Below are 22,634 nucleotides of genomic sequence, written 5' to 3' on the forward strand. Positions count from 1 at the left end.
GGCGGTCGGCGGCAGAGACGGCCATGCCGCTCAAATGGTCTGCGTGGGGCGCTCCGAGGCCAGGGCCGTGCCCAGGATTTCCTCGATCTTGAGCTTGAGCTGGCGCGACTTCTCGTCCTTGGGGAACTGTATGCCCACGCCCTGCGTGCGATTGCCGGAGGCGCGCGCCGGCGTCACCCAGGCCACGCGGCCGGCGACGGGGTAGCGCTGCGGGTCGTCGGGCAGGGTCAGCAGCACGTAGACGTCGTCACCGAGCCGGTATTCGCGCGTGGTGGGCACGAAGATGCCCCCCTCCTCGAAAAGCGGAATGTAGGCGGCGTACAGCGCGCCCTTTTCCTTGATGTTCAGCTGCATGACGCTGGGGCGCGGCGCTGTGGAGGGACTGCTCATGGCTTCTTCGGTGCAAATCAATGGCGCGAGTTTAGTGTCTGGCGCGCCTGGGCCACAAGCGACTCCAGCATCAGGCCGGCGTTGAACGGGTGCTCGGCCTGGCGCGCCTCCTGCATGAGGGCGCACGACCAGCGCGTGAGCGGCCCCACGCCGGGCGCGGCCGGCAGGTCCGCCGCGGCGAAGTAGCGCGGCGCGGCGCCCACGCGCTGTGCGAGCAGGTCGTGGCAGAGCTTTTGCAGTGCATCGACGGCCGCGGGCGGATCGAGGTCGGCCAGGGCCGACACATCGCCGCGCGCCATGGCCTTCGGCAACATGGCCCAGGCCTGCGGGCTGCGGCCCGCGCGCGACAGGGCCAGGGCGTCGTCGGGCCGGCCACCCGCGGCGCGCAGCAGGGCGGCGGCCGCGTCGGGCGCCACGCCCTGCGCGAGCAGCCATTGCTCGGCCTCATCGGTGCGGGGCCAGGCCATGGTGTGGCTCAGGCAGCGGCTGCGTATGGTGGGCAGCAGCTCGTGCGCGGCCTCGGTGGCGAGCACGAAGCGCACGTCGCCGGGCGGCTCCTCCAGGGTCTTGAGCAGGGCGTTGGCCGTCACATGGTTCATCTGCTCGGCCGGGAACACCAGCACCGCCTTGCCACGCCCGCGCGCGCTGGTGCGCTGGGCAAACTCCACGGCGTCGCGCATGGCGTCCACGCGGATCTCGCGGCTGGCCTTGCGCTTCTTGTCCTCGATCTCGGCCTGGGCCTTCTCGGGCAAGGGCCAGCACAGGGCCAGCATCTGCGTCTCGGGCATGAGCACGCACAGGTCGGCATGGGTGTGCACGTCCACGCCGTGGCAGCTTGCGCATTGGCCGCAGGCGCCCTGCTCTCCCGGCGCGTCGCACAGCCAGGCGCGCACCAGCTCCAGCGCGAGCTGGTACTGGCCCAGGCCCGACGGCCCCTGCAAGAGCCAGGCATGGCCGCGCTGGGCCAAGAGCTGCGTGCGCTGCGCGGCGATCCAGGGGGCTGCGGCGCTCATCACGCCCTCCCCTGCAGCCAGCCGCGTGCGCGCACCGCGGCCAGCATCTGGGCCGCGACCTGCTCGCGTGCCATGGCCCCGTCCAGGCGCGCAAAGCGCCCGGGCGCGGCCTCGGCGCGCTCGGCATAGCCGCGCGCCACGCGGGCGAAGAAGGCCGTGGACTCGGCCTCGAAACGGTCCGGCGCGCGCGCCGTGGCCAGGCGTGCGGCGGCCACCTCGGGCGGCACGTCGAACCACAGCGTGAGATCGGGGTTGCGCATCAAATCGGGCTCCGGGGCAAGCCCAGTCTGCGCAAGCCGCTCCATATAAGAGAGCACGCCAAGATCAAAGCCGCGCCCCGCGCCCTGGTAGGCAAAGGTGGCGTCGGTGAAGCGGTCGCAGAGCACGACCTCGCCGCGTGCGAGCGCCGGCTCGATCACACAGCGCAGATGGTCGCGCCGGGCGGCGAACACCAGCAGGGTCTCGGTCAGCGCGTCCATGGCCTCATGCAGCAGCAGCTCGCGCAGCTTCTCGGCCAGCGGCGTGCCGCCGGGCTCGCGCGTCAGCGTCACGGTGTGCCCCGCGTCGCGCAGGGCCTGGGCCAGCGCGTCGATGTGCGACGACTTGCCCGCGCCGTCTATGCCCTCGAAGGTGATGAACAGGCCCTGGGTCATTTGCCGCCTCGCTGGTATTTGTTGACGGCGCGGTTGTGCTCGTCCAGCGTGTTGCTGAAATGGCTGCTGCCGTCGCCGCGCGCCACAAAGTACAGGGCGCGCGTAGCCGCCGGCTGCACCGCGGCCAGCAGCGCGGCGCGCCCCGGCATGGCGATCGGCGTGGGCGGCAGGCCCGGGCGCGTGTAGGTGTTGTAGGGGGTGTCGGTCTGCAGGTCGCGCCGGCGCAGGTTGCCGTCGAACTTCTCGCCCAGGCCGTAGATCACCGTGGGGTCGGTCTGCAGCAGCATGCCCACGCGCAGGCGGTTGGTGAACACGCCGGCGATCTGCGCGCGGTCTTCGGCGCGGCCGGTTTCCTTCTCCACGATGCTGGCCAGTATCAGCGCCTGCTCGGGCGACTTGAGCGGCGTGTCGCTCGCGCGCAGGGCCCAGGCGGCCTCCAGGCGCCGGTCCATGGCGTGCAGCGCGCGGCGCAGCACGGCAAGGTCGCTGCTGCCCTTGGCATAGGTATAGGTGTCTGGAAAGAAGCGCCCCTCGGCAGGCAGGCCGGCGCGGTCCAGGCGGGTCATGATCTCGGCCTCGCTCAGGCCGGCCGTATCGGGCTTGAGCTGCTCGGCACGCGCGAGCGCCGCGCGCAGCTGGCGAAAGGTCCAGCCCTCGACCAGGGTCACGGCGCGCAGCGCCTCCTCGCCGCGCACGAGCTTGTGCAGCAGCGCCTCGGGGCTGGTACCGGGCGGGATTTCGTAGTTGCCGGCCTTGATGCCGCGGTCCTGGCCCGAGAGGCGAAACCACCAGTACAACAGGCGCGCGTCGGTGTCGAAGCCCGCCTGCACCACGGCCTGGGCCACGCCGCGCGGCGTGGTGCCGGGCTCTATCTCGAGCTCGAGCGGCTGCGTGGCGTCCAGCCCCGCGCGCAGCGCCATGGGTGCGCGCAGCCACCAGGCCGCGCCGGCACCGACGGCCACCGCGATCAGCAATACCAAGACAAGCAACCTGCGCACAACCCTGCAGCCCGTAAGAAGGAAAGCCGGGCATCATAATTCAGCCATGATCGACCCCAAGCCAGTAGCGCCGCCCCTGCCCGCGGGCGGCGCAGCCCGTTTGACCCAACTCGGCGTGATCCGCGTAGCCGGTGAAGACGCCGCCAAATTCCTCCACGGCCAGCTCACGCAGGACTTTGCCCTGCTCGACATGCAGCATGCGCGCCTGGCCGCCTTTCTGACCGCCAAGGGCCGCATGCTCGCGAGCTGCATCGCCTTCAAGCGCAGCGATGCCGAGGTGCTGCTGGTCTGCGCGCGCGAGCTGCTCGCGCCCACGCTCAAGCGCCTGTCCATGTTCGTGCTGCGCGCCAAGGCCAAATTGAGCGACGCCAGCGGCGACTACGCGCTCTACGGCCTGCTGGGCGACGCGGCCCGCGCCCTGCTGCCCACGGACGCCGAGCCCTGGGCCAAGGTCGAGCTGGGCGAGGCCAGCGTGGTGCGGCTCTACCCGGCAGACGGCCAGCCGCGTGCCCTGTGGCTGGCGCCCGTGACGGCCGCCGCGCCGCAGGGCGCGCCGCTCGACGAGGCGCTGTGGCTGTGGACCGAGGTGCGCAGCGGCGTCGCGACGCTCAGGGCCCCCGTGGTCGAGGCCTTTGTGCCGCAGATGCTCAACTACGAGTCCGTGGGCGGCGTGAACTTCAAGAAGGGCTGCTACCCTGGCCAGGAGGTCGTCGCGCGCAGCCAGTTCCGCGGCACGCTCAAGCGCCGAACCTATCTGGTGCATGCCCCCGCCGCCATCGCCGCAGGCGCCGAGGTGTTTGCCGAGGGCGACGCCGAGCAGCCCGTGGGCACCGTGGTCCAGGCCGCCGCCGCGCCCACGGGGGGCGTGGATGCGCTGGTATCGCTGCAGATCGCGGCCGCGGGCGGCGCGCTGCGCGTGGGCGCGGCGGACGGCGTGCCGCTTGCGCTGCTGCCGTTGCCCTATGCGCTGCTCGAGGATATTTGAGTCAAATCGGGCTGCAGCGCTTGCCAGTCAAGTGCCGAAAGCTATGAAATTGAGTAGGCCGTCATCCCCGCGAACGCGGGGATCCACGGCAGAGACGCAGCAACGGTTCGGGTATTGCCTGGATCCCCGCGTTCGCGGGGATGACGGTGGTTGGCGCTTGGACGGCAGCGGCCGCCCGGGCCGGAACAAGCATCGAAAGCAGGCTCAGGAAAGCACCCGCCGCATGGTGATGTGGGGTATGCCCGCCTCCTCGAAGGGCTCACCCACCGCCTCGAAGCCCGCACGCAGGTAAAAGCCCTCGGCGCTGCGCTGGGCGTGCAGCGTGACCTGGGCGTCGCCGCGTTCGCGGGCCGCGTGCACCAGGGCGTCGAGCACCATACGGCCCCAGCGCTGGCCGCGCACCACGCGCTCGACGGCCATGCGGCCTATGCGCGCGTCGCCGGGCGCCTCGTACAGCAATCGGCCCGTGGCCACGGGCTGGGCCAGGCGGTTGTAGGCCACGGCGTGCAAGGCCGTGGCGTCGTGCGCGTCCAGCTCTATCGCCGGGTCTATGCCCTGTTCGTCGACGAACACCGCCATGCGCAGCCGCGTGGCGTCACGGCCCAGCGTGGCCCAGTCGCCCACGCGCAGCTCCACCATTTCGCCGCCGGCCTCGTAATGCTCGATCATGGCGCGCAGCTGCGGCGGCACGGCGCGCTTGGTCTGCGTGGCCGGGTCGGCGAACACGTAGATGAGCTCTATGCTGGCGAGCAGTCGCTCGCCCGCGAACACGCCGCATTCGAACACCAGCGAGGTCGTGCCGATGCGCGCGCAGCGCAGGCCCACATCCAGCAGATCGTCGAGGCGCGCCGAGGCGTGGTATTCGACGCTGGCCTTCTTCAGATACTGCTCGCCGCCCAGGGCCTGCATGCCGGCCTCGTAGGGCATGGCCAGGGCGCGCCAGTATTCGGTCATGGCGCAGTCGGCATAGGTCAGGTAATGGGCGTTGAAGACGATCTTCTGGATGTCCACCTCGGACCAGCGCACGCGCAGGCGGTGCAGGCAGCGGAAGTCTTGGCGTTGCATGGTGCCTCCCTCACAACCTCTCAATCGAGCCCGAAGGCGCCGCGCAGCGCGCGCGCCGCGTCCTGGTGGGCCTGGCGCGCCTCGGGGATGGCGCGGCCCATCTTGATGAATTCATGCGTCACGCCGCGGTAGATCTCGAGATCCACGGCCACGCCCGCGGCGCGCAGCCGGTCGCCGTAGGCTATGCCCTCGTCCACCAGCGGGTCGCATTCGGCCAGGCCTATCCAGGCCGGTGCCACATCGTCCACGTCGGGCGCGAGCAGCGGGGCAAAGCGCCAGTCCTCGCGCTCGGTGCGGCTCGGGATGTACTGGTCGAAGAACCAGCCGATTGCCGCGCGGTCGAGCACCGGGCCATGAGCGAACTCGGTGTGCGAGGGCGTGTCCTGGTGCGCCGTGGTGCCGGGGTAGATCAAGAGCTGCAGCGCGAGAGGCAGGCCGGCGTCGCGCGCCATGATGGCGTTCACGGCGGCCAGCGTGCCGCCCGCGCTGTCGCCGCCCACGGCCAGGCGAGCATGGTCGGCGCCCAGGCTGCGGGCCTCCTGGGCCAGCCAGGCGAGCGCGTCCCAGGCGTCGTTGCTGGCCGTGGGGAAGGCATGCTCGGGCGCGAGGCGGTAATCGAGCGACACCACCATGCAGCCGGCCAGGCGTGAGAGCTCGCGGCACAGCACGTCATGCGTGGCGATGCTGCCTATGGTGAAGCCGCCGCCGTGCAGGTACAGCAGCAGCGGCAGTCCGCTGGCGCCGGTGGGCGCATAGAGGCGCGCGGGCAGCCGGGCGCCGTCGCGCGCGGGGATGGCGAAGTCCTCCACGCGCGCGAGCTGCGCGCGCGGCACCTCGAGCACCTCGGCGCCGGCCTCGTAGGCGGCGCGGGCGCGCGCGGGCGACAGGCTGTGCAGCGGCGGCCGGCCGGCGCGCTGCATGCCCTGGACGACGCCGCGCATCTGCGGCGTGAGGCGCGCATGGACGAGCGCGCCTGCTGCACTATCGGGGACTGTGGTGGTCAATGGCTGTCTTTCCGTTTACTTGAAGTGCACCTGCACGGGCTGCGCGCCCGGCAGGCCCACATAGGTGGCCGTCACGCCCAGGCCCGCACGCGGCGGCAGCAGCGGCGAGAACGAGCCCAGGCTGATCAGGTCGCCCGCCTGCAGCGTGATGTTCTCCTGGCGCAGCGCCTGGGCAATCCAGAGCACGGCGTTGAGCGGCTGGCCCAGGATGTCGCTGCCCTGGCCGCTGGCGAGCAGCTCGCCCTTGTCGTTGGTGAGCTGCACCTGCATGCGCTCGAGCGCACCCAGCAGCGCGTAGCGCTCGCCGCGCGTGGCGGGCACGGCGATGGGCTGGCCGGCCACGCCCAGGCGCGCGCCGACGTTGATGGCCGCGACGCCCGGGCCGTTGAGCTGCGGGGGTGCCTGCACGATGAGGTCGGGCAGCTCGATGAAGGGAATGATCTGGTCGATGTGCTGCAGCACCTCGTAGGGCGTGCGCGCCTCGTGGATGCCGGCGTCCTTCACGCGCACGAGCATGTCGGCCTCGTAGAGCGGACGCGCGCCGAAGGCCGCGGGCACGGTGGCACCGCTTGGCTGGATCATGCCCTCGTAGAGCTTGCCCCAGACGGGCTTGTCGGTGTGAAAGCGCTTTTGCACCGCGGGGTTGGTGAGGCCCGCCTTGTAGCCCACCACCTTGCCCATGCTGGAGGCCAGCAGCACGTTGAGCTTGGCGCGCGTGCAGGCGCCGTCGGCGTCGGACATGGCCGGGAAGTTGGGCGCCGGCGTCTTGGTCGCATAGTGCGAGGCCATCACGCCCACGTCGCCGTCGCTCAGGCATTGCGCCTGCGCGCCCAGGCTCGCCGCCACGCCCACTGCGAGTGCCATCAGGCCGTTCCTCATGTTCATGCAAGTCTCCTCTTGGTTGGAATGGAATGCGCTCAATACTCTGGCTGTGCCGTCCAGTCGAAGGGGTCCTGCTGCAGCACCATGTCGATGTCCATGCCCAGCGTGACGCCCACTTCGCCGGGGAAGGATACGGCCAGTTCGCGCTCGCCCAGGCCGGCCTCGCGCGCGCGGGCGCGCCAGGCCGCCAGGTGCAGCACGCCCGCCAGCGGCTCGTAGGCCTCGTTCTTGAAGGGGGCGTCGTGGTGGCGCAGGGCATCGACCACCTCGTCGGGCAGCCGCCAGCGCGCGGCCAGCTCGGCGCTGACCTGGCCGTAGCAGTAACCGAGCTGCCGCCGCTCGACCTTGGCGCGCCGCGGATCGAGCGGCGCGAGCTGCGCATCGACGGCCTGCATGCCATCGGGGTCGGCCAGATGCAGCACGAGTTCGCCCAGGCCGTGGAGCAGCCCGGCCGTGAAGGCCGCCATCTGGTTGTGGTGCACCAGGCCCGCGAAGGAGCGCGCCAGCTTGGCCGTGTTGAGGCTGTAGCGCCAGAAGTTCTGCAGGTTCACGCCCGGCACGGTGCGCGAGCTCGCGCCCAGCGGCGCCGCCTGCACCAGCTTGCGCAGCTCGCCCATGCCCAGCAGCGCCAGCGCCTCGGGAATACCGCAGATCTGACGCTCGGCGCCAAGGGCCGGCGCATTGGCCGCCTGCAGCAGGCGCGCCGCCAGCGCCGGGTCGGTGCCGAAGAACTGGTTGAGCCGCCTCAGGCTGGGCTGGGCGCTGCCAAGCTCGTTCAACAGTAGTGCCACGGCGCGTGGCTGGCTGGGCAGCACGATGGGCCGCGCCAGCAGGGCTTGAAGCTCCATAGGGATGGCAGGCTTGGAAAGGACGACGCGCCGATTATGTGCGCTGCACGGAGGGCCGGCATGGGGGCCGGTCCCGGTCCCGGTCGTCAGCGGCGCCCCTGCAGCTTGGCAAAGGCCGAGGCCATGGCCGACTGCGGCGCGCTGTCGTTGCCGCCGCGCTGCGGCTGGGCATAGCCACGGCCGGCGCGGCCCGCGCCCTCGAAGCGGTTCTCGCGCGGGCCGTCGCGCCGGGCCGGGGCGGCGTCGAGCTTCATGGTCAGGCTGATGCGCCCACGCGCCACGTCCACCTCGAGCACCTTCACTTTCACGATCTGGCCGGTCTTGACCACCTCGCGCGCGTCGCTCACGAAGCGGTTGGCCAGCTGGCTTACATGGACCAGCCCGTCCTGGTGCACGCCCAGGTCGACGAAGGCACCGAACTGGGCCACGTTGCTCACCGTGCCCTCGAGGATCATGCCCTCCTTCAGGTCCGAGATCTCTTCCACGCCGTCGTTGAAGCGCGCCACCTGGAAATCCGGGCGCGGGTCGCGGCCGGGTTTTTCGAGCTCGCCGAGGATGTCTTTCACGGTGATGACGCCGAATTTTTCGTTGGCGAACAGCTCGGGCTTCAAGGTCTTGAGCATCTCGGCGCGGCCCATGAGCTCGGCCACGCTCTTGCCGGTCTTCTCCATGATTTGCTCGACCACTGGGTAGGTCTCGGGATGCACGCCCGTCATGTCAAGCGGGTTGTCGCCGCCGCGGATGCGCAGGAACCCCGCCGCCTGCTCGAAGGTCTTGGCGCCCAGGCCGCTCACCTCCATGAGCTGCTTGCGGTTCTGGAAGGCGCCATGCTGCTCGCGCCAGCGCACCACCGCCTTGGCCACGCTGGCCGACAGACCCGAGACGCGGCTGAGCAGTGGCACGCTGGCCGTGTTCAGGTCCACGCCGACCGAGTTCACGCAGTCCTCGACCACGGCGCCCAGGGTGCGCGCGAGCTCGCTCTGGTTCACGTCATGCTGGTACTGGCCCACGCCAATGCTCTTGGGCTCGATCTTCACCAGCTCGGCCAGCGGGTCCTGCAGGCGCCGCGCGATGCTGGCCGCGCCGCGCAGGCTCACGTCCACGTCGGGCATCTCCTGGCTGGCGTATTCGCTTGCGCTGTAGACCGAGGCACCGGCCTCGCTTACAACTATCTTTTCAATAGCTGCTTGCGCTTGCCCCGCTTGCGCTTGAGCCGATTTTTGTATCAAACGAATGAGCTCGGCGGCAAGCTTGTCGGTCTCGCGGCTGGCCGTGCCGTTGCCAATGGCGATGAGCTGCACGCCATGCTTTTGCACCAGGCGGCCCAGCGTGGCCAGGCTCCCGTCCCAGTCGCGGCGCGGCTCGTGCGGGTAGACGGTGGCGGTCTCGACCAGCTTGCCCGTGGCGTCCACCACGGCCACCTTGACGCCCGTGCGAATGCCCGGGTCCAGCCCCATGACGGCGCGCGGGCCAGCGGGCGCGGCCAGCAGCAGGTCACGCAGGTTGTCGGCAAAGACCTTGATGGCCACCTTCTCGGCCTCCTCGCGCAGGCGCGAGAAGAGGTCGCGCTCGGTCGACAGGCTCAGTTTCACGCGCCAGGTCCAGGCCACGCATTTGCGGATCAGGTCGTCGCTCTTTCGGCCCGCGTGGCTCCAGCCCAGGTGCAGGGCAATCTTGCCCTCTGCCAGGCTGGGCTGGCCGGCCTCGGCCTCGACGGGCTGCACCAGCTTGGCCTCCAGAATCTCCAGCGCCCGGCCGCGGAACACCGCCAGCGCCCGGTGCGAGGGCACGCGGCCAATGGGCTCGTCGTAGTCGAAGTAGTCGCGAAACTTCGCCACCTCGGGGTCGTTCTCGTTCTTGCCCTCAACCTTCTTGCTGCGCAAGAGGCCCTCCTCCCACAGCCATTCGCGCAGGCCCTGCACGAGCTGCGCGTCCTCGGCCCAGCGCTCGGAGAGGATGTCGCGCACGCCGTCGAGCACGGCAAAGGTGGTCGAGAAATCCGGCCCCGGCTTGCCGTCGTCCAGGGTCGTCGCGGGCTGGCAGAAGGCGCGCGCCTCCTCGTGCGGGTCCAGCGTGGGGTCGGCAAACAGCTTGTCGGCCAGCGGCTCTATGCCGAATTCCTTGGCGATCTGGCCCTTGGTGCGGCGCTTTTGCTTGAACGGCAGGTAGATGTCCTCGAGCTCCTGCTTGGTCGGCGCGGCAGCGATCTGGGCACGCAAGGCATCGGTCAGCTTGCCCTGCTCGTCGATGGCCTTGAGCACGGCCACGCGCCGGTCCTCGAGCTCGCGCAGATAGGCCAGGCGGGCTTCGAGCTCGCGCAGCTGCACATCGTCGAGCCCGCCCGTCGCCTCCTTGCGGTAGCGCGCGATGAAGGGCACGGTGGCGCCGCCATCGAGCAGCTCCACGGCGGCGCGGACCTGGGTTTCGGTGATTTTGATTTCTGCGGCCAACTGCCGGACGATTTGCTGCATGTACCTAAAAATCAGGAGGGAAAACGAAGCGCGGGAGTTTGCCACAGGGCCGGCGGCCCCTGCGGTGAAGCAAGCTGGAGAAACCTAGAATGCGCCGAGCCATGACCGCAGCCCCGCCCTTCCCCATCCGCACCGAATGCCCGCCGGGCAGCTGCGTGTGCGAGCGCGACGCGCTGATGCAGGCGCCAGGGGGCGATGTGCGCATCCTGCGGCTCACGCGCGAGGAGGAAAGGCGGCTGGTGCAGCGGCTCGAGGGCATCACCAGCCTGGCCGACCTGCGCCATATGGAGCGGCGACTGTTCGAGCAGCTCGGCGTGCGCCTGACGATCACCCCGGGCCCGCGCGAGGTGCGCAGCCTGCGCGGCCTGGCCATCCTCGTGCACGAGCAGCCCGGCCTGTGCCGCAAGACGCGCAAGGCCATTCCCGAGGCCATCAAGAAGGCCATGGAGCAGCGGCCGCAGATCGCCTATGACCTGCTCGACGAGGGCGGGCTGTTCGAGGGGATGTAGGTGCACGACGACCTGTTCGGCGATCTTTTCGGCGCCCCGTCGCCCAGGCCGGCCAAGGCTGCAAGCGAGTCACCCGCATCGTCCGAGCCACCCGCCCGTCAGCGCGGCGGCATCCACCCCGCCGCCTGGGGCGAGGACTTGCAGGCCCTGGCCGCGCGGCTGCCGGCCACGCTGCGCCTGGGCACCTCGTCCTGGAGCTACCCGGGCTGGCAGGGCCTGCTGTGGCAGGGCGCGCATTCCGAGCAGCTGCTGGCCAAAAAGGGCCTGGCCGTCTACGCAGGGCACCCGCTGCTGCGCACGGTGAGCATTGACCGGGGCTTTTACCGGCCGCTGTCGGCCAGCGACTATGCGCGCTACGCGGCCCAGGTGCCCGAGGGCTTTCGCTTCGTGGTCAAGGCGCCCAGCCTCGTGACCGACGCGCTCGTGCGCGGCGACGACGGCCGCGCGCGCGAGAGCAACCCGGCCTTCCTCGACCCGGGCCTGGCCACGCAGGAGTTCGTCGCGCCCGCGCTCGAGGGCCTGGGCGCGGCCACGGGGGCGCTGATCTTTCAACTGAGCCCCCTGCCCTGGCGCCTGTTAGACCGCCTGCCCGAGGTGCTTGAGCGCCTGCGCGCCCTGCTGCGGGCGCAACCCGCCCTGAATCAGCCCGACGCCGTGCTGGCCGTGGAGGTGCGCGACGGCGCCTGGCTCGCGCCCGAGCATGTCGCCCATTTCGCCGACGTGCTCAAGAGCGCGGGAGCCACCTACTGCCTGGGCCTGCACCCGCGCCTGCCGCCGCTGCTTGACCAGCTGCCGCTCCTGCGCCTGCTCTGGCCCGGCCCGTTGGTCTGCCGCTGGAACCTGCACGCCGTGCACGGCCCCCAGGGCTATGCCGACGCGCAAAGGCTGTACGCCCCCTACGACCGCATCCACGACCCCGACCCCGACACCCATGCGCTGCTCGCGCGCACGCTGGCCGGCGTGTGCGGCCGCGGGCAGAACGCGTTCGTCACCATCAGCAACCACGCCGAGGGCTGCGCGCCGCTGACGGTGCGCCGCCTGGCCGAGCAGGTGGTGGCGCAGCAGCTATCACATCAATAGCTGCTTGCGCTTGCTGGACAAGCGCCGGATGCCGTTTTTACTTAAATTTGTCAGCCTGCCGCACGCGCAGCGAGCTGCACACGCCCGCCGCCACCGCGCAGGCCGCGGCCAGCAGCAGCGCGAGCGACTCGGCCGTGCCGTCATGGCCCGGGCGCAGCGCGAAGATGGCCGCGAGCAGCACGGCGCCGAGGGTCTGGCCCGTCAGGCGCGCCGTACCCAGCATGCCGCTGGCCGCGCCGCTGCGGTGCAGCGGGGCCGTGGTGACGATGGTGTGGTTGTTGGGCGACTGAAACAGCGCAAAGCCCGCGCCGCACAGCCCCAGGCGCCAGAGCAGGTCCCAGTCGGCCGGATGCGCGGGCAGCAGGCCCAGGGCCAGCAGGCCGGCCGCGAACACCGCCATCCCTATGCCGCCCAGCAGCCCGTCCGGGTAGCGGCCGATCAGGCGCCCGGCCAGCGGCGCCACCAGGGCCGTGGCCAGCGGCCAGGCGGTGATGAGCAGGCCGGCCTCCAGATGGCTGCGGCCCTGCGCCTCGAGCAGCAGAAACGGCAGCGCCAGAAAGCCCAGCATCTGCGCGCAGAACGCGCCCACGGACGAACCCATGGAGAGCGCGAATACGGGAATGCGCAGCAGATCGATCGGAAACAGCGGCGCCGCGCGGTGCCACTGGCGCCGCAGATACACCGCGCCCACGGCCAGGCCCGCCAGCAGCAGCGCGGCGCCCAAGCCACCGTTGGCGCCATTGGCGCCCGTGGCGGCGGCGCGCACGCCCAGCTGCGAGCCGCCAAGGAATATGAGCGTGAACATGGCGCCGTTGAGCAGCACGTCGATGGCGGCAAAGCGCGGCCCCACATGGGCGGACGGCGGGTTGGCCGGCAGCGCACGCCGCCCCAGCTGCCAAATGAACAGGCCCAGCGGCAGGTTCACGGCAAACAGCCAGGGCCAGGAGGCCACCGACAGCACGGCCGCCGCCACCGACGGCCCGGCCATGGAGGCCGTGGCCACCACCATGGAGTTGATGGCCATGCCCTGGCCCAGTTGGGCGCGAGGGTAGATCAGCCGCACCAGGGCCGCGTTGACGGCCATGACGCCGGCCGCGCCCAGCCCCTGCAGCGCGCGCGCTGCAATCAGCGCCGGCATGGAGGCGGCCAGCATGGCCCCGAGCGAGGCCACGGAAAACAGCGCCATGCCCACCAGATACACGCGCCGGTAGCCCACGCGCTCGCCCAGCGCGGACAGCGGCAGCAGCACGATGAGCGTGGCGAGCTGGTAGGCGTTGACCACCCAAATCGAACGTGCCGAGTCGGACTGGAGCTCGCGCGCGATGTCGGGCAGGGCCAGATTGACGAGGCTGGTGTCCAGCACGGCCAGCGTCAGGCCCAGGATGATGACCAGCATGGCCTGGCGCCGCGCGGGCTGCGGCAGGCCATCGGTGGTCGCGGGGATGGAGCCGGTCTGCGCGCGGTCGTTCATCGCAGGCCCCCATGCGGGCCGCGGTGGCCAGGGCTGTCGAAAAGGCTGCGGCTGGGGGTGGGACGAGGCATTCGGCCGATTGTCGCCAGACTCACGCCGACCTGCCCGAGGCGCGCATCAAGGCCCTCAAACCCGTGCTGTTCGGCCCATTGCCCAGGCGCGCGCACGCACACAATGCCCGTCGATGATGCCCGCAGTCCCCCCCGCCATACTCCCCTCCCCCCTCCAGATCCGGTGCGCCGCCCTGGCCCTGTGCGCCGCCGTGCTGGCCCTGCCGCCGGCGGCCGGCGCGCAGGGGCGCTCGCCGGACGATGGCGGCGCTGCTCCGGCGCCCGCGGGTCAGTCCCAGGCACCGGTCTGGACCCTGTCGCCCGACGGCAGCCTCGTGATCGACCTGCGCGCCCGTCTGGCCTGGCCGCGCTGCGTCGAGGGCATGACCTGGACCGGCAACGCCTGCCGCGGCGTGCCCCGGCTCTTCACGTATGGCGAGGCTCAGGCCCTGGTGCGCAGCCGCTGGAAGGCCGAGGGCGTGCGCTGGCGCCTGCCGCGCGTGAACGAGCTGCGCCGCCTGGTCAACCGCAGCACCCGGCCGCCCTCGGTGGACCGGCAGCTGTTTCCGGCCATGCCGCGTGACTGGCTCTGGACCGGCACGGCCAGCGTCAACGCGACCGCCGTCAACCCCTACGCCTATGGCAACGTGGCGCGCGGCGGCGCGGGCGAGAGCAGCCTGTCGGTGCAGCAGAGCTGGGCCGTGCACATGGCCACGGGCGAGGCCAGCGGCGAGGTGGGCCGCGCCACGCGGCTGCATGTGCAGCTCGTGCGGCCCGCGCCCTGACTGCAAGGACCGCGGGGACAGCGCAACCTCAGCCTGCCAGCGCCGCGCGCAGCTGCGCGCCGAGCTCGGGGCGCTCGGCAAAGGCGTCCGTGGGGTTGCGCGCCTGCAGCACATCCTCCATGCGCGTGCGCGCCGCGCCCAGGGCGTGGGGATGGCTGAACAGGTAGAAGCGCCCGGCGGCCACGCCGTCGAAGACCAGCCGCGCCACCTCGGCCGCAGACACCTTGCCGCCCGCGACGGCATGGGACACGGTGGCCTGGTTGATGCGCTGGCTCCTGGTGGGCTGCGGATCTGCCTGGGCCTGGGCCAGGGCCTGCGGGCGGTTGCGCTCGCTCCTGTCTATGCCCGTGGGCACGAAGTACGGGCAGAGCACGCTCGCGCCCACCTGGGTGGTGACCAGGGCCAGGTCCTGGTAGAGCGTCTCGGTCAGCGCCACCACGGCATGCTTGCTGACGTTGTACACGCCCATGTTGGGCGGGGCCAGCAGGCCCGCCATGCTGGCGGTGTTGACGATGTGGCCGCGCCAGGCGGGGTCGCGGCGCGCGGCGTCGAGCATCATCGGGGTGAACAGGCGCACGCCGTGCACCACGCCCATGAGGTTGACGCCGAGCACCCATTCCCAGTCGCGTACCGAGCTCTCCCAGACCAGCCCGCCCGCGCCCACGCCGGCGTTGTTGAACACCAGATGCGGCGCGCCGAAGCGCTCCTGCACCTGCTCGGCAAGCTGCTCCATCTGCGCGGCGCTGGCCACGTCCACGCGGCGCGCCAGCACCGCAGCGCCCGTGGCGGCCAGTTCGGCGGCGGCGGCGTCCAGCGCGTCCTGCTGCACGTCCACGAGCACCAGGTTCATGCCCCGCTGCGCGGCCAGGCGTGCGCATTCGAGGCCAAAGCCGGAGCCCGCACCGGTGAGCACGGCGGTCTTGCCGGCGAAGTCGTCGATCATCCTCATCCCTCCCCTTGGCTGTGGTTCGCGCGGCGCAGCACATAGCCGATGCGCGGAAAGTGCACATGCAGCGCGCCCGCGCGCGCGTCGCTGCGCGCCAGCGTGTAGCGCGTGCGCGTGGCGGCGATCAGCCGGCCCGCCGTAGGCTCGGTGCCGAAGCTCTCCGCGGCGATGGTGACCTCGCTGCCCAGGGCGATGCCATGCTCGTCCTGGAAGGTCTCGGCCGGCAGCGGCTCGGGCTCGGCACCCGCGGCGACCGTGATGGCGTCCTGGGCGCCGAACTTCTCGGGCCGGCCCTGGCCGAGCTCGGCCAGGCGGTCCATCCATTCGAGCACGGCGGGCGTGGCATTCAGGATGTCCGCCATCACCGGCACGCAGTGGCGCGTGAACCACAGCGGGTGGTAGGCGGCAAAGTCGGCCACGCAGGGCTCGGCACCGAACAGGAAGTCGTGCTCCTCGACCATGTTGGCGATGCGCCGCAGGTAGGAGCGGTAGGCCGCGGCCGCGTCCTCGGGCGCCAGGTGGTTGCCCCCCATGGCGCGCCGGTCGGCCGTGAAGGCCTGGGCCGTGCCCGCGGGGTAGCCGGCAAACAGCGCCTCGGCCGCGCGCGGCTGCAGGTTGTAGGCCATGGCGGCGCCAAACAGCGTGGTGTCGGCCCATTGCGCGAACACGCGCGAGACGCCCTTGAGGTGCGGTGGGTAGAGCGTGGGCTCGGGCCGCAGATGCTCGAGCACGTCGCAGATCAGCGCCGTGTCGCAATAGATGTCGGCGCCGATCTGCAGGAAGGGCGTGCGCCGGTAGCCGCCGGTGAGCGCCACCACGTCGGGTTTGGGCATGACGCTGGGCACGATGACCGACTTCCACGCCAGCTGCTTGAAGCCGAGCACACTGCGTGCCTTGTGCGCGAACGGCGACGCGGGGTAGTGGTGCAGTATGAGTTCGGTCATGGTGCGACTCCGGCGGACTGGCCGCCAATGATGAACCAGCGCGTCAAATCAGCACGTCAGACCAGCTTGACGAGCTGCTTGCCGAAGTTGCGCCCCTTGAGCAGGTCGAGAAACGCCTGGGGCGCGGCGGCCAGGCCCTGGGCGATGCTCTCGCGCGGGCGCAGCCGGCCGCTGGCGACGAGGCCGGCGAGCTCCCTGAGCGCCTCGGGCCAGACCTCCATGTGCTCGCTCACGATGAAGCCCTCGATCTTCATGCGGTTGATGAGCAGCAGCGCCGGGTTCACGAGGGGCAGCGGCTGGCCGTCGTAGCCCGCGATCATGCCGCACAGCGCCACGCGCGCGAACGCGTTGGCGCGCAGCAGCACGGCGTCGAGGATGTAGCCGCCCACGTTCTCGAAATGGCCGTCGATGCCATCGGGGCAGGCGGCCTTGAGCGCCTGGGACATGGCCTTGGGGTCGCCATGCGCGCGGTGGTCTATGCAGGCATCGAAGCCCAGCTCCTCGGTCACGTAGCGGCATTTGTCCGGCCCGCCGGCAATGCCCACCACGCGGCAGCCGCGCGCCCTGGCCAGCGCGCCGAAGGCGCTGCCCACGGCGCCGCTGGCGGCGCTCACGACCAAGGTCTGCCCCGGCTTGGGGTCGATGATCTTCACCAGCCCATACCAGGCCGTCACACCCGGCATGCCCACGGCGCCCAGGTAGTACGACAGCGGGACCTGGCGGGTATCGACCTTGCGCAGCATGCCCGGCGCGTCGCCGTCGACGACGCTGTATTCCTGCCAGCCGCCCATGCCCACGACCGCATCGCCCACGGCAAAGGCGCCGTGGCGGCTCTCGACCACCTCGCCCACGGTGCCGCCGATCATCACCTCGCCCAGGGGCTGGCAGGCGGCGTAGCTCTTGCTGTCGTTCATGCGCCCGCGCATGTAGGGGTCCAGGCTCAGGTAATGGTGGCGCACCAGCACCTGGCCGTCCCGCAGCGCGGGGGTGTCGCCGGTGACCAGGCGGAAGTTGTCGGCGCTGGCCTCGCCGCGTGGGCGGTTGTCGAGCAGGATCTGCTGGTTGCGTGGCATGGCGGTTGGGCTCCGGATGGGGTGAGCCGATGGGGCTCAAATATCAGGTTCTGTTGAAGAGGAAACCACCGTCATCTCCGCGAAAGGGGATCGACGGCGGCGACGAATGCATGGCTTGGGTGGCGGCTGGATCGCCGCTTTCGCGGGGATGACGGCCTGGTTGGCACATGCTTGAAACTTCAAACTTGATAGCTGCTCGCGCTTGTCAGTCAATGGATGGAAGCACATTGGAGCCGAATCAATCGGTGGAGATGCCGCCCTGCCCCGCCCCCGGCTGGGCCTTGGGCACGTACTTGAAGGTGCCCGTGGACTGACTGCACAGCTGGCCATCGGCGTCGTACACCCAGGCCTCGGCAAAGGCCATGGAGCGCGTGCGCTGGATCAGCTTGCCGCGCGCCACCATGGGGCCGCGCGCGGGGCGCATGAAGCTGGTCTTCATCTCTATGGTGACCACGCCCATGTCGGGTTCGTCGCTGCGCGCGGCCGTGGCCATGGCCACGTCCAGCAGCGTCATGACGGCACCACCATGCATCACGCCGTAGGAGTTGGTGTGCTGCGGCCGCGCCTCGTAGCGCAGCTCGGACTCGCCGCCATGCATGCGATGAAGGGCAAAGCCCAGTTCCTTGACGAAGGGAATGTCGGCTCCAAAGTCCAGCACGGTCAGCTCCTGAAAAAGTCGAGGCGGCAAGAATAGCCGCGGGTGGCGAGGCCTGCAGCGGCCCGCTCTGCGAATGGGCTGGTGAGCGCGTCAGCCACCCAGGATGGCGCTCACGCCGCCGTCCACGGCCAGCCACTGGCCCGTGATGTGCTTGCCCGCGTCGCTCGCATAGAGCAGCGTGATGCCCTTCAAGTCCTCGTCGTCGCCCAGGCGGCGCAGTGGTGCCTGGGCGGCCATCTTCTCCTCGCCCATGGTCTCTATGAGCACGGTGGCCATCTTGGTCTTGAAGAAGCCCGGGCAGATGGCGTTCACGCCGATGCCATAGGCGCCCCACTCGCCCGCGAGCGCGCGTGTGAAGTTGATCACCGCGCCCTTGGAGGTGTTGTAGGCGATGGTCTTCATGCCGGCGGCGTTGCCCGCCAGGCCGGCGATGGAGGCCACGTTGATGATGCGCCCGCTGCGCCGCGCGATCATGCTGTGCTTGGCAATGGCCTGGGAAAGCAGGAAGTAGCCGCGCACGTTGAGGTTCATCACCTTGTCCCAGGCAGCCAGCGGGTGCTCCTCTGCCGGGGCGCCCCAGCTCGCGCCGGCGTTGTTGACCAGAATGTCCACATCGCCCATGCGCTCGAGCGTCTCGCGCGCCAGGCGGGCGATGTCGTCCTCGCGCGCGCAGTCGGCGGCGATCCAGCGCGCGTCAATGCCCGCGTCCTGCAGCGTGGCGCAGGCCTGCTCCAGGTCTTCGGCCTTGCGCGAGCTGAGCATGATGCGCGCGCCCGCCTCGCCCAGCGCATGCGCCATCTGCAGCCCCAGGCCGCGCGATCCGCCCGTCACCAGGGCGGTCTTGCCCGAGAGGTCAAAAAGCTGTTGCACGGTGCGTGCCATGGTGGGTGTCTCCTGTGATTTCGGCAAACGGACATTGTGGCGCGGCGGCGGCGCCGCAGCTGTCGCCAAGGCGATGCGTGCGGGGCGCGAGCGCGGCCAGCGCCATTGACGATGACGCTCGGGCGGCGGATGGCGTACAAAGGCGGATTGCCCCACTCCCGCGACCGCCCGTGAACATGCCCTCCCGCAACGCCCCGCCCCGGAAACCCGGCTCGTACTTCGGCTGGTACTTTGGCTGGAACATCGTGGCCGCGGCCACCGTGCTCACCGCCCTCACGGTGGGCATGCGTCTGGGGCTGGGCCCGCTGTTCCTGCCCATGGCGCAGGACCTGGGCTTCTCGCGCAGCCTGCTCGCCTCCATCGTCGCCGCGGGCATGCTGTGCTATGGCGTGGCCATGCCGCTGGCCGGCTGGCTGGCGGCGCGCCGGGGCACGCGCTTCGTGCTGCTGTCGGGCACGGCCATGCTCGTGGCGTCCACGCTGTGGGCGGTGAACGCGCGCACGCCGCTGCAGATGCTGCTGAGCTTCGGCATTCTGATGTCCGTGGGCGCGGCCTTCACGAGCCCCGTGGCGCTCACGCCCGTGATCAGCCGCTGGTTCCAGCGCCGCCGCGGCATGGCGCTGTTCTTTCTGTCCACGGGCTCCATGGCCGGCATCGCCATCATGACGCCCACCCTGGGCATGGCCCTGCAGCATGCGAGCTGGCAGACGACCCTGCTCGCCTTTGCCGCGCTGTTTGCGGCCATCACCGTGCCCACGGCGCTGTGGGTGGTGCGCGATGCCGCCCCGCCCGATGGCGACGCGCCGCTGCCCGGCGCGGCCCCCGCCGCCAACCCCGCGGCGCCCGCGGGCCAGCAATACACGGTGCTGCAGGCCATGCGCACGGGCACGTTTCTCAAGCTCACGCTGGGCCTGTTCGCCTGCGGCTTCAGCATGAACTTGCTGGGCACGCATGGCATGCCCATGCTCATGGACCATGGCTTCGACGCCACCAGCAGCGCCTTCGGCATCGGCCTGATCGGCCTGGTGGCCATTCCCGGCACGGTGCTGCTCGGGCGCCTGGCCGATCGCGTGCCACGGCGCAAGCTGCTCGCGGCCATCTACGGCGTGCGCGGTCTGGGCTTCTTCGGCCTGGTGCTTGCGGGCAGCACACTGGAGCTCTACGGCACGGCCGTCATTGGCGGCCTGGCCTGGGCAGGCAGCATCGCGCTGTCGTCGGCCATCCTGGCCGATGTCTACGGCGTGCGGCTGGTGGGCGTGCTCTACGGCTGGGCCTATGTGGGCCACCAGGTGGGGGCCATGGTCAGCTCCTGGCTCGGGGGCTGGGGCTACGAGCACCTGGGCACGCACTGGGTCGCCTTTGGCCTCGCGGGCGCGCTGCTGATGCTGGCCGCGGCCGTGGTGCTGCTGCTGCCGGGCCAGGCGCCCAGGATGCCTGCGCGCCCGTCGGTGGCCTGAGCGTTGGCCCGCAGCCTGCGCCCGGCGCCCTCAATTTCAGGTCAAAACGGCACCTAGCCCGCGCCAGGCAAGTGCAGGCAGCTATCAAAAAGCATGGGCGCGCCATGTGCTGGCGCGCCCAGGGTGCGAAGTCAGCGGGCCACGCAGTCGGCGTAGTAGCTCACGTTGCCGGCGTCGTCCTCTATCTCCACCAGGCCGTGGATGTCGGTCTCGAAGCCCGGGCAGACCTTGGAGAACTCGCGCGCGAACTTGAGGTAGTCCACGATCTTCCTGTTGAACACCTCGCCCGGAATGAGCAGCGGAATGCCCGGCGGGTACGGCGTGATCAGGCTGGTGGTGATGCGGCCCTCGAGCTCGTCGATGGCCACGCGCTCGGTCTTGCGCTGGGCGATGTGGGCGTAGGCGTCGCTGGGCTTCATCGCGGGCGTGAGGTCGGAGAGGTACATCTCGGTGGTCAGGCGCGCGATGTCGTACTTGGCGTACAGCTCGTGCACATGCTGGCACAGGTCCTTGAGTCCCATGCGCTCGTAGCGCTTGTGCTCCTGGCAGAACTCCGGAAGGATGCGCCACATGGGCTGGTTCTTCTCGTAGTCGTCCTTGAACTGCTGCAGCGCGGCCAAGAGTGTGTTCCAGCGGCCCTTGGTGATGCCGATGGTGAACATGATGAAGAAGCTGTACAGACCCGTCTTCTCGACCACCACGCCATGCTCGGCCAGGTACTTGGTGACGATGGAGGCCGGGATGCCCGTGGCGTCGAACTTGCCGTCCAGGTTCAGGCCCGGCGTGACGATGGTCGACTTGATCGGGTCGAGCATGTTGAAGCCGTCGGCCAGATCACCAAAGCCGTGCCACTTGGAGGCGCCGTTCTTCTTCTTGCCCTTGTTGCGGAAGACCCAGTTCTCGGCCGTGCCCAGGCCCTCCTCGACGAGCTCGTGTGGGCCCCAGACCTTGAACCACCAGTCATCCTTGCCGAACTCTTCCTCCACCTGGCGCATGGCGCGGCGGAAGTCCAGGGCCTCGACGATGCTTTCCTCGACCAGCGCCGTGCCGCCGGGCGGCTCCATCATGGCCGCGGCCACGTCGCAGCTGGCGATGATGCTGTACTGCGGGCTCGTCGAGGTGTGCATCAGATACGCCTCGTTGAACAGGTGGCGGTCGAGCTTCTCGCTCTGCGAGTCCTGCACCAGCACATGGCTGGCCTGGCTGATGCCGGCCAGCAGCTTGTGGATGGACTGCGTGGCATAGACCACGGAATGCCTGGGGCGCGCGCGCTTCTTGCCCATGGCGTGGTAGCTGCCGTAGAACGGGTGGAAGGCCGCGTGCGGCAGCCAGGCCTCGTCGAAGTGCAGGTTGTCCACGTAGCCGTCGAGCAGGCCCTTGATGGTCTCGGTGTTGTAGAGCACGCCGTCGTAGGTCGACTGCGTGAGGGTCAGCACGCGCGGCTTGACGGTCTTGGCGTCCACGCCCTTGAGCAGTGGGTTGGCGGCAATCTTGGCGCGTATGGTCTCGGGCTCGAACTCGCTTTGCGGGATGGGCCCGATGATGCCGAAGTGGTTGCGCGTGGGCTTCAAGAACACCGGCACCGCACCCGTCATGATGATGCTGTGCAGGATGGACTTGTGGCAGTTGCGGTCCACCACCACCACATCGCCGGGCGCCACCGTGTGGTGCCAGACGATCTTGTTGGACGTGCTCGTGCCGTTGGTGACGAAGAAGCAATGGTCGGCGTTGAAGATGCGCGCGGCGTTGCGCTCCGATTCGCCGATGGCCCCGTTGTGGTCGAGCAGCTGGCCGAGCTCCTCCACGGCGTTGCACACATCGGCGCGCAGCATGTTCTCGCCGTAGAACTGGTGGTACATCTGGCCCACGGGGCTCTTGAGGAATGCCACGCCGCCCGAGTGGCCCGGGCAATGCCAGCTGTACGAGCCGTCCTCGGCATAGTCCAGGAGCGCCTTGAAGAACGGCGGCTGCACGCCCTCCAGGTAGCTCTTGGCCTCGCGGATGATGTGCTTGGCGACGAACTCCGGCGTGTCCTCGAACATGTGGATGAAGCCGTGCAGCTCGCGCAGGATGTCGTTGGGCAGGTGGCGCGCGGTCTTGGTCTCGCCATAGATGTAGATGGGCACGTCGGCGTTCTTGCGCCGCACCTCGCCGATGAAGCTGCGCAGGCTGTGGATGATCGGGTCCTGCCCCGCGCCCAGCGTGAATTCCTCGTCGTCGATGGAGAGGATGAAGGCGCTGGCGCGGCTTTGCTGCTGGGCAAACTGTGACAGGTCGCCGTAGCTGGTCACGCCCAGCACCTCGAAGCCTTCCTCCTGAATGGCCTGGGCGAGCGCACGTATGCCCAGACCCGAGGTGTTCTCGGAACGATAGTCCTCGTCGATGATGACGATGGGAAAGCGGAATTTCATGCGCGGCCTCCGGCAACCGGGTCAAAAAACGAAATAGGCGCGCAGTGTAAGAAAAATCA

General features: G+C 70.1%; 21 protein-coding genes. 5 read left to right on the top strand and 16 right to left on the bottom strand.

Annotation, left to right across the window (positions count from 1 at the left end; genetic code table 11):
- Positions 1 to 30 precede the first annotated feature (30 nt).
- The 4 genes from ABUE11_RS08655 to mltG are packed head-to-tail and all read right to left on the bottom strand — an operon-like array spanning position 31 to position 3,054.
- Positions 31 to 390: a PilZ domain-containing protein gene (locus ABUE11_RS08655; RefSeq protein ID WP_367068640.1), complete on the bottom strand. Its 360-nt coding sequence runs from the start codon at positions 388 to 390 to the stop codon at positions 31 to 33.
- Between the two features lie 17 nt (positions 391 to 407).
- Entirely contained in the window at positions 408 to 1,403 is a 996-nt protein-coding gene (locus tag ABUE11_RS08660) for a DNA polymerase III subunit delta' (RefSeq protein WP_367068641.1), read from the bottom strand.
- Positions 1,403 to 2,056, bottom strand: coding sequence for a dTMP kinase (gene tmk / locus ABUE11_RS08665; protein ID WP_367068642.1), 654 nt, complete (start codon positions 2,054 to 2,056; stop codon positions 1,403 to 1,405). The genes ABUE11_RS08660 and tmk overlap by 1 nt, the downstream gene beginning before the upstream one ends.
- Positions 2,053 to 3,054: an endolytic transglycosylase MltG gene (mltG, locus tag ABUE11_RS08670; protein WP_367068643.1), complete on the bottom strand. Its 1,002-nt coding sequence runs from the start codon at positions 3,052 to 3,054 to the stop codon at positions 2,053 to 2,055. Before mltG ends, tmk begins: the two co-directional genes overlap by 4 nt.
- 46 nt (positions 3,055 to 3,100) lie before the next feature.
- On the opposite strand from mltG, the gene ABUE11_RS08675 reads away from it, so the two are divergent.
- Entirely contained in the window at positions 3,101 to 4,039 is a 939-nt protein-coding gene (locus tag ABUE11_RS08675) for a folate-binding protein (protein WP_367068644.1), read from the top strand.
- A 204-nt stretch (positions 4,040 to 4,243) separates the two neighbouring features.
- Here ABUE11_RS08675 and ABUE11_RS08680 read toward each other — a convergent pair whose 3' ends face one another.
- From ABUE11_RS08680 to ABUE11_RS08700, 5 genes are all read right to left on the bottom strand, one after another.
- The gene (locus tag ABUE11_RS08680) at positions 4,244 to 5,104 is read right to left on the bottom strand and encodes a YbgC/FadM family acyl-CoA thioesterase (protein WP_367068645.1); all 861 of its coding nucleotides are present in this window, start codon (positions 5,102 to 5,104) and stop codon (positions 4,244 to 4,246) included.
- Between the two features lie 20 nt (positions 5,105 to 5,124).
- Positions 5,125 to 6,045, bottom strand: coding sequence for an alpha/beta hydrolase (locus tag ABUE11_RS08685; RefSeq protein WP_367068788.1), 921 nt, complete (start codon positions 6,043 to 6,045; stop codon positions 5,125 to 5,127).
- A 78-nt stretch (positions 6,046 to 6,123) separates the two neighbouring features.
- Positions 6,124 to 6,993, bottom strand: coding sequence for a fumarylacetoacetate hydrolase (locus ABUE11_RS08690; RefSeq protein ID WP_367068646.1), 870 nt, complete (start codon positions 6,991 to 6,993; stop codon positions 6,124 to 6,126).
- Between the two features lie 32 nt (positions 6,994 to 7,025).
- Positions 7,026 to 7,838, bottom strand: coding sequence for an HDOD domain-containing protein (locus ABUE11_RS08695; protein ID WP_367068647.1), 813 nt, complete (start codon positions 7,836 to 7,838; stop codon positions 7,026 to 7,028).
- Between the two features lie 86 nt (positions 7,839 to 7,924).
- A complete protein-coding gene (locus ABUE11_RS08700) occupies positions 7,925 to 10,309 on the bottom strand; it encodes a Tex family protein (RefSeq protein WP_367068648.1) in 2,385 nt (794 codons plus the stop codon).
- A 101-nt stretch (positions 10,310 to 10,410) separates the two neighbouring features.
- Here ABUE11_RS08700 and ABUE11_RS08705 point away from each other — a divergent pair, with 101 nt between their 5' ends.
- Both ABUE11_RS08705 and ABUE11_RS08710 read left to right on the top strand, forming a co-directional pair.
- A complete protein-coding gene (locus tag ABUE11_RS08705; protein WP_367068649.1) occupies positions 10,411 to 10,818 on the top strand; it encodes a hypothetical protein in 408 nt (135 codons plus the stop codon).
- Positions 10,819 to 11,898, top strand: coding sequence for a DUF72 domain-containing protein (locus ABUE11_RS08710; protein ID WP_367068650.1), 1,080 nt, complete (start codon positions 10,819 to 10,821; stop codon positions 11,896 to 11,898).
- A 37-nt stretch (positions 11,899 to 11,935) separates the two neighbouring features.
- Here ABUE11_RS08710 and ABUE11_RS08715 read toward each other — a convergent pair whose 3' ends face one another.
- Positions 11,936 to 13,369, bottom strand: a complete 1,434-nt coding sequence (locus tag ABUE11_RS08715) for an MFS transporter (RefSeq protein ID WP_367068651.1) — start codon at positions 13,367 to 13,369, stop codon at positions 11,936 to 11,938.
- Positions 13,370 to 13,556: 187 nt separating this feature from the next.
- Here ABUE11_RS08715 and ABUE11_RS08720 point away from each other — a divergent pair, with 187 nt between their 5' ends.
- Positions 13,557 to 14,204 carry a DUF1566 domain-containing protein gene (locus ABUE11_RS08720; RefSeq protein WP_367068652.1) on the top strand — a complete coding sequence of 216 codons (648 nt, stop codon included), beginning with the start codon at positions 13,557 to 13,559 and terminating at the stop codon, positions 14,202 to 14,204.
- Positions 14,205 to 14,232: 28 nt separating this feature from the next.
- Here the strand turns inward: ABUE11_RS08720 and ABUE11_RS08725 are convergent, their stop codons facing one another.
- From ABUE11_RS08725 to ABUE11_RS08745, 5 genes are all read right to left on the bottom strand, one after another.
- Positions 14,233 to 15,147: an SDR family oxidoreductase gene (locus ABUE11_RS08725; protein ID WP_367068653.1), complete on the bottom strand. Its 915-nt coding sequence runs from the start codon at positions 15,145 to 15,147 to the stop codon at positions 14,233 to 14,235.
- Between the two features lie 2 nt (positions 15,148 to 15,149).
- Entirely contained in the window at positions 15,150 to 16,094 is a 945-nt protein-coding gene (locus tag ABUE11_RS08730) for a glutathione S-transferase family protein (protein ID WP_367068654.1), read from the bottom strand.
- Positions 16,095 to 16,150: 56 nt separating this feature from the next.
- Positions 16,151 to 17,167, bottom strand: a complete 1,017-nt coding sequence (locus tag ABUE11_RS08735) for an NADP-dependent oxidoreductase (RefSeq protein WP_367068655.1) — start codon at positions 17,165 to 17,167, stop codon at positions 16,151 to 16,153.
- A 238-nt stretch (positions 17,168 to 17,405) separates the two neighbouring features.
- On the bottom strand, positions 17,406 to 17,825 hold the full coding sequence (locus ABUE11_RS08740) for a PaaI family thioesterase (RefSeq protein ID WP_367068656.1): 420 nt from the start codon (positions 17,823 to 17,825) through the stop codon (positions 17,406 to 17,408).
- Positions 17,826 to 17,915: 90 nt separating this feature from the next.
- A complete protein-coding gene (locus tag ABUE11_RS08745) occupies positions 17,916 to 18,707 on the bottom strand; it encodes an SDR family oxidoreductase (protein ID WP_367068657.1) in 792 nt (263 codons plus the stop codon).
- A gap of 176 nt (positions 18,708 to 18,883) precedes the next feature.
- On the opposite strand from ABUE11_RS08745, the gene ABUE11_RS08750 reads away from it, so the two are divergent.
- On the top strand, positions 18,884 to 20,164 hold the full coding sequence (locus ABUE11_RS08750; protein ID WP_367068789.1) for an MFS transporter: 1,281 nt from the start codon (positions 18,884 to 18,886) through the stop codon (positions 20,162 to 20,164).
- 131 nt (positions 20,165 to 20,295) lie between these two features.
- Here ABUE11_RS08750 and ABUE11_RS08755 read toward each other — a convergent pair whose 3' ends face one another.
- A complete protein-coding gene (locus tag ABUE11_RS08755) occupies positions 20,296 to 22,575 on the bottom strand; it encodes an arginine/lysine/ornithine decarboxylase (protein ID WP_367068658.1) in 2,280 nt (759 codons plus the stop codon).
- Between the last annotated feature and the right edge of the window lie 59 nt (positions 22,576 to 22,634).

Origin of the sequence: Oryzisolibacter sp. LB2S (genome assembly GCF_040732315.1) — a bacterium.
GTDB lineage: Bacteria > Pseudomonadota > Gammaproteobacteria > Burkholderiales > Burkholderiaceae_C > Alicycliphilus > Alicycliphilus soli.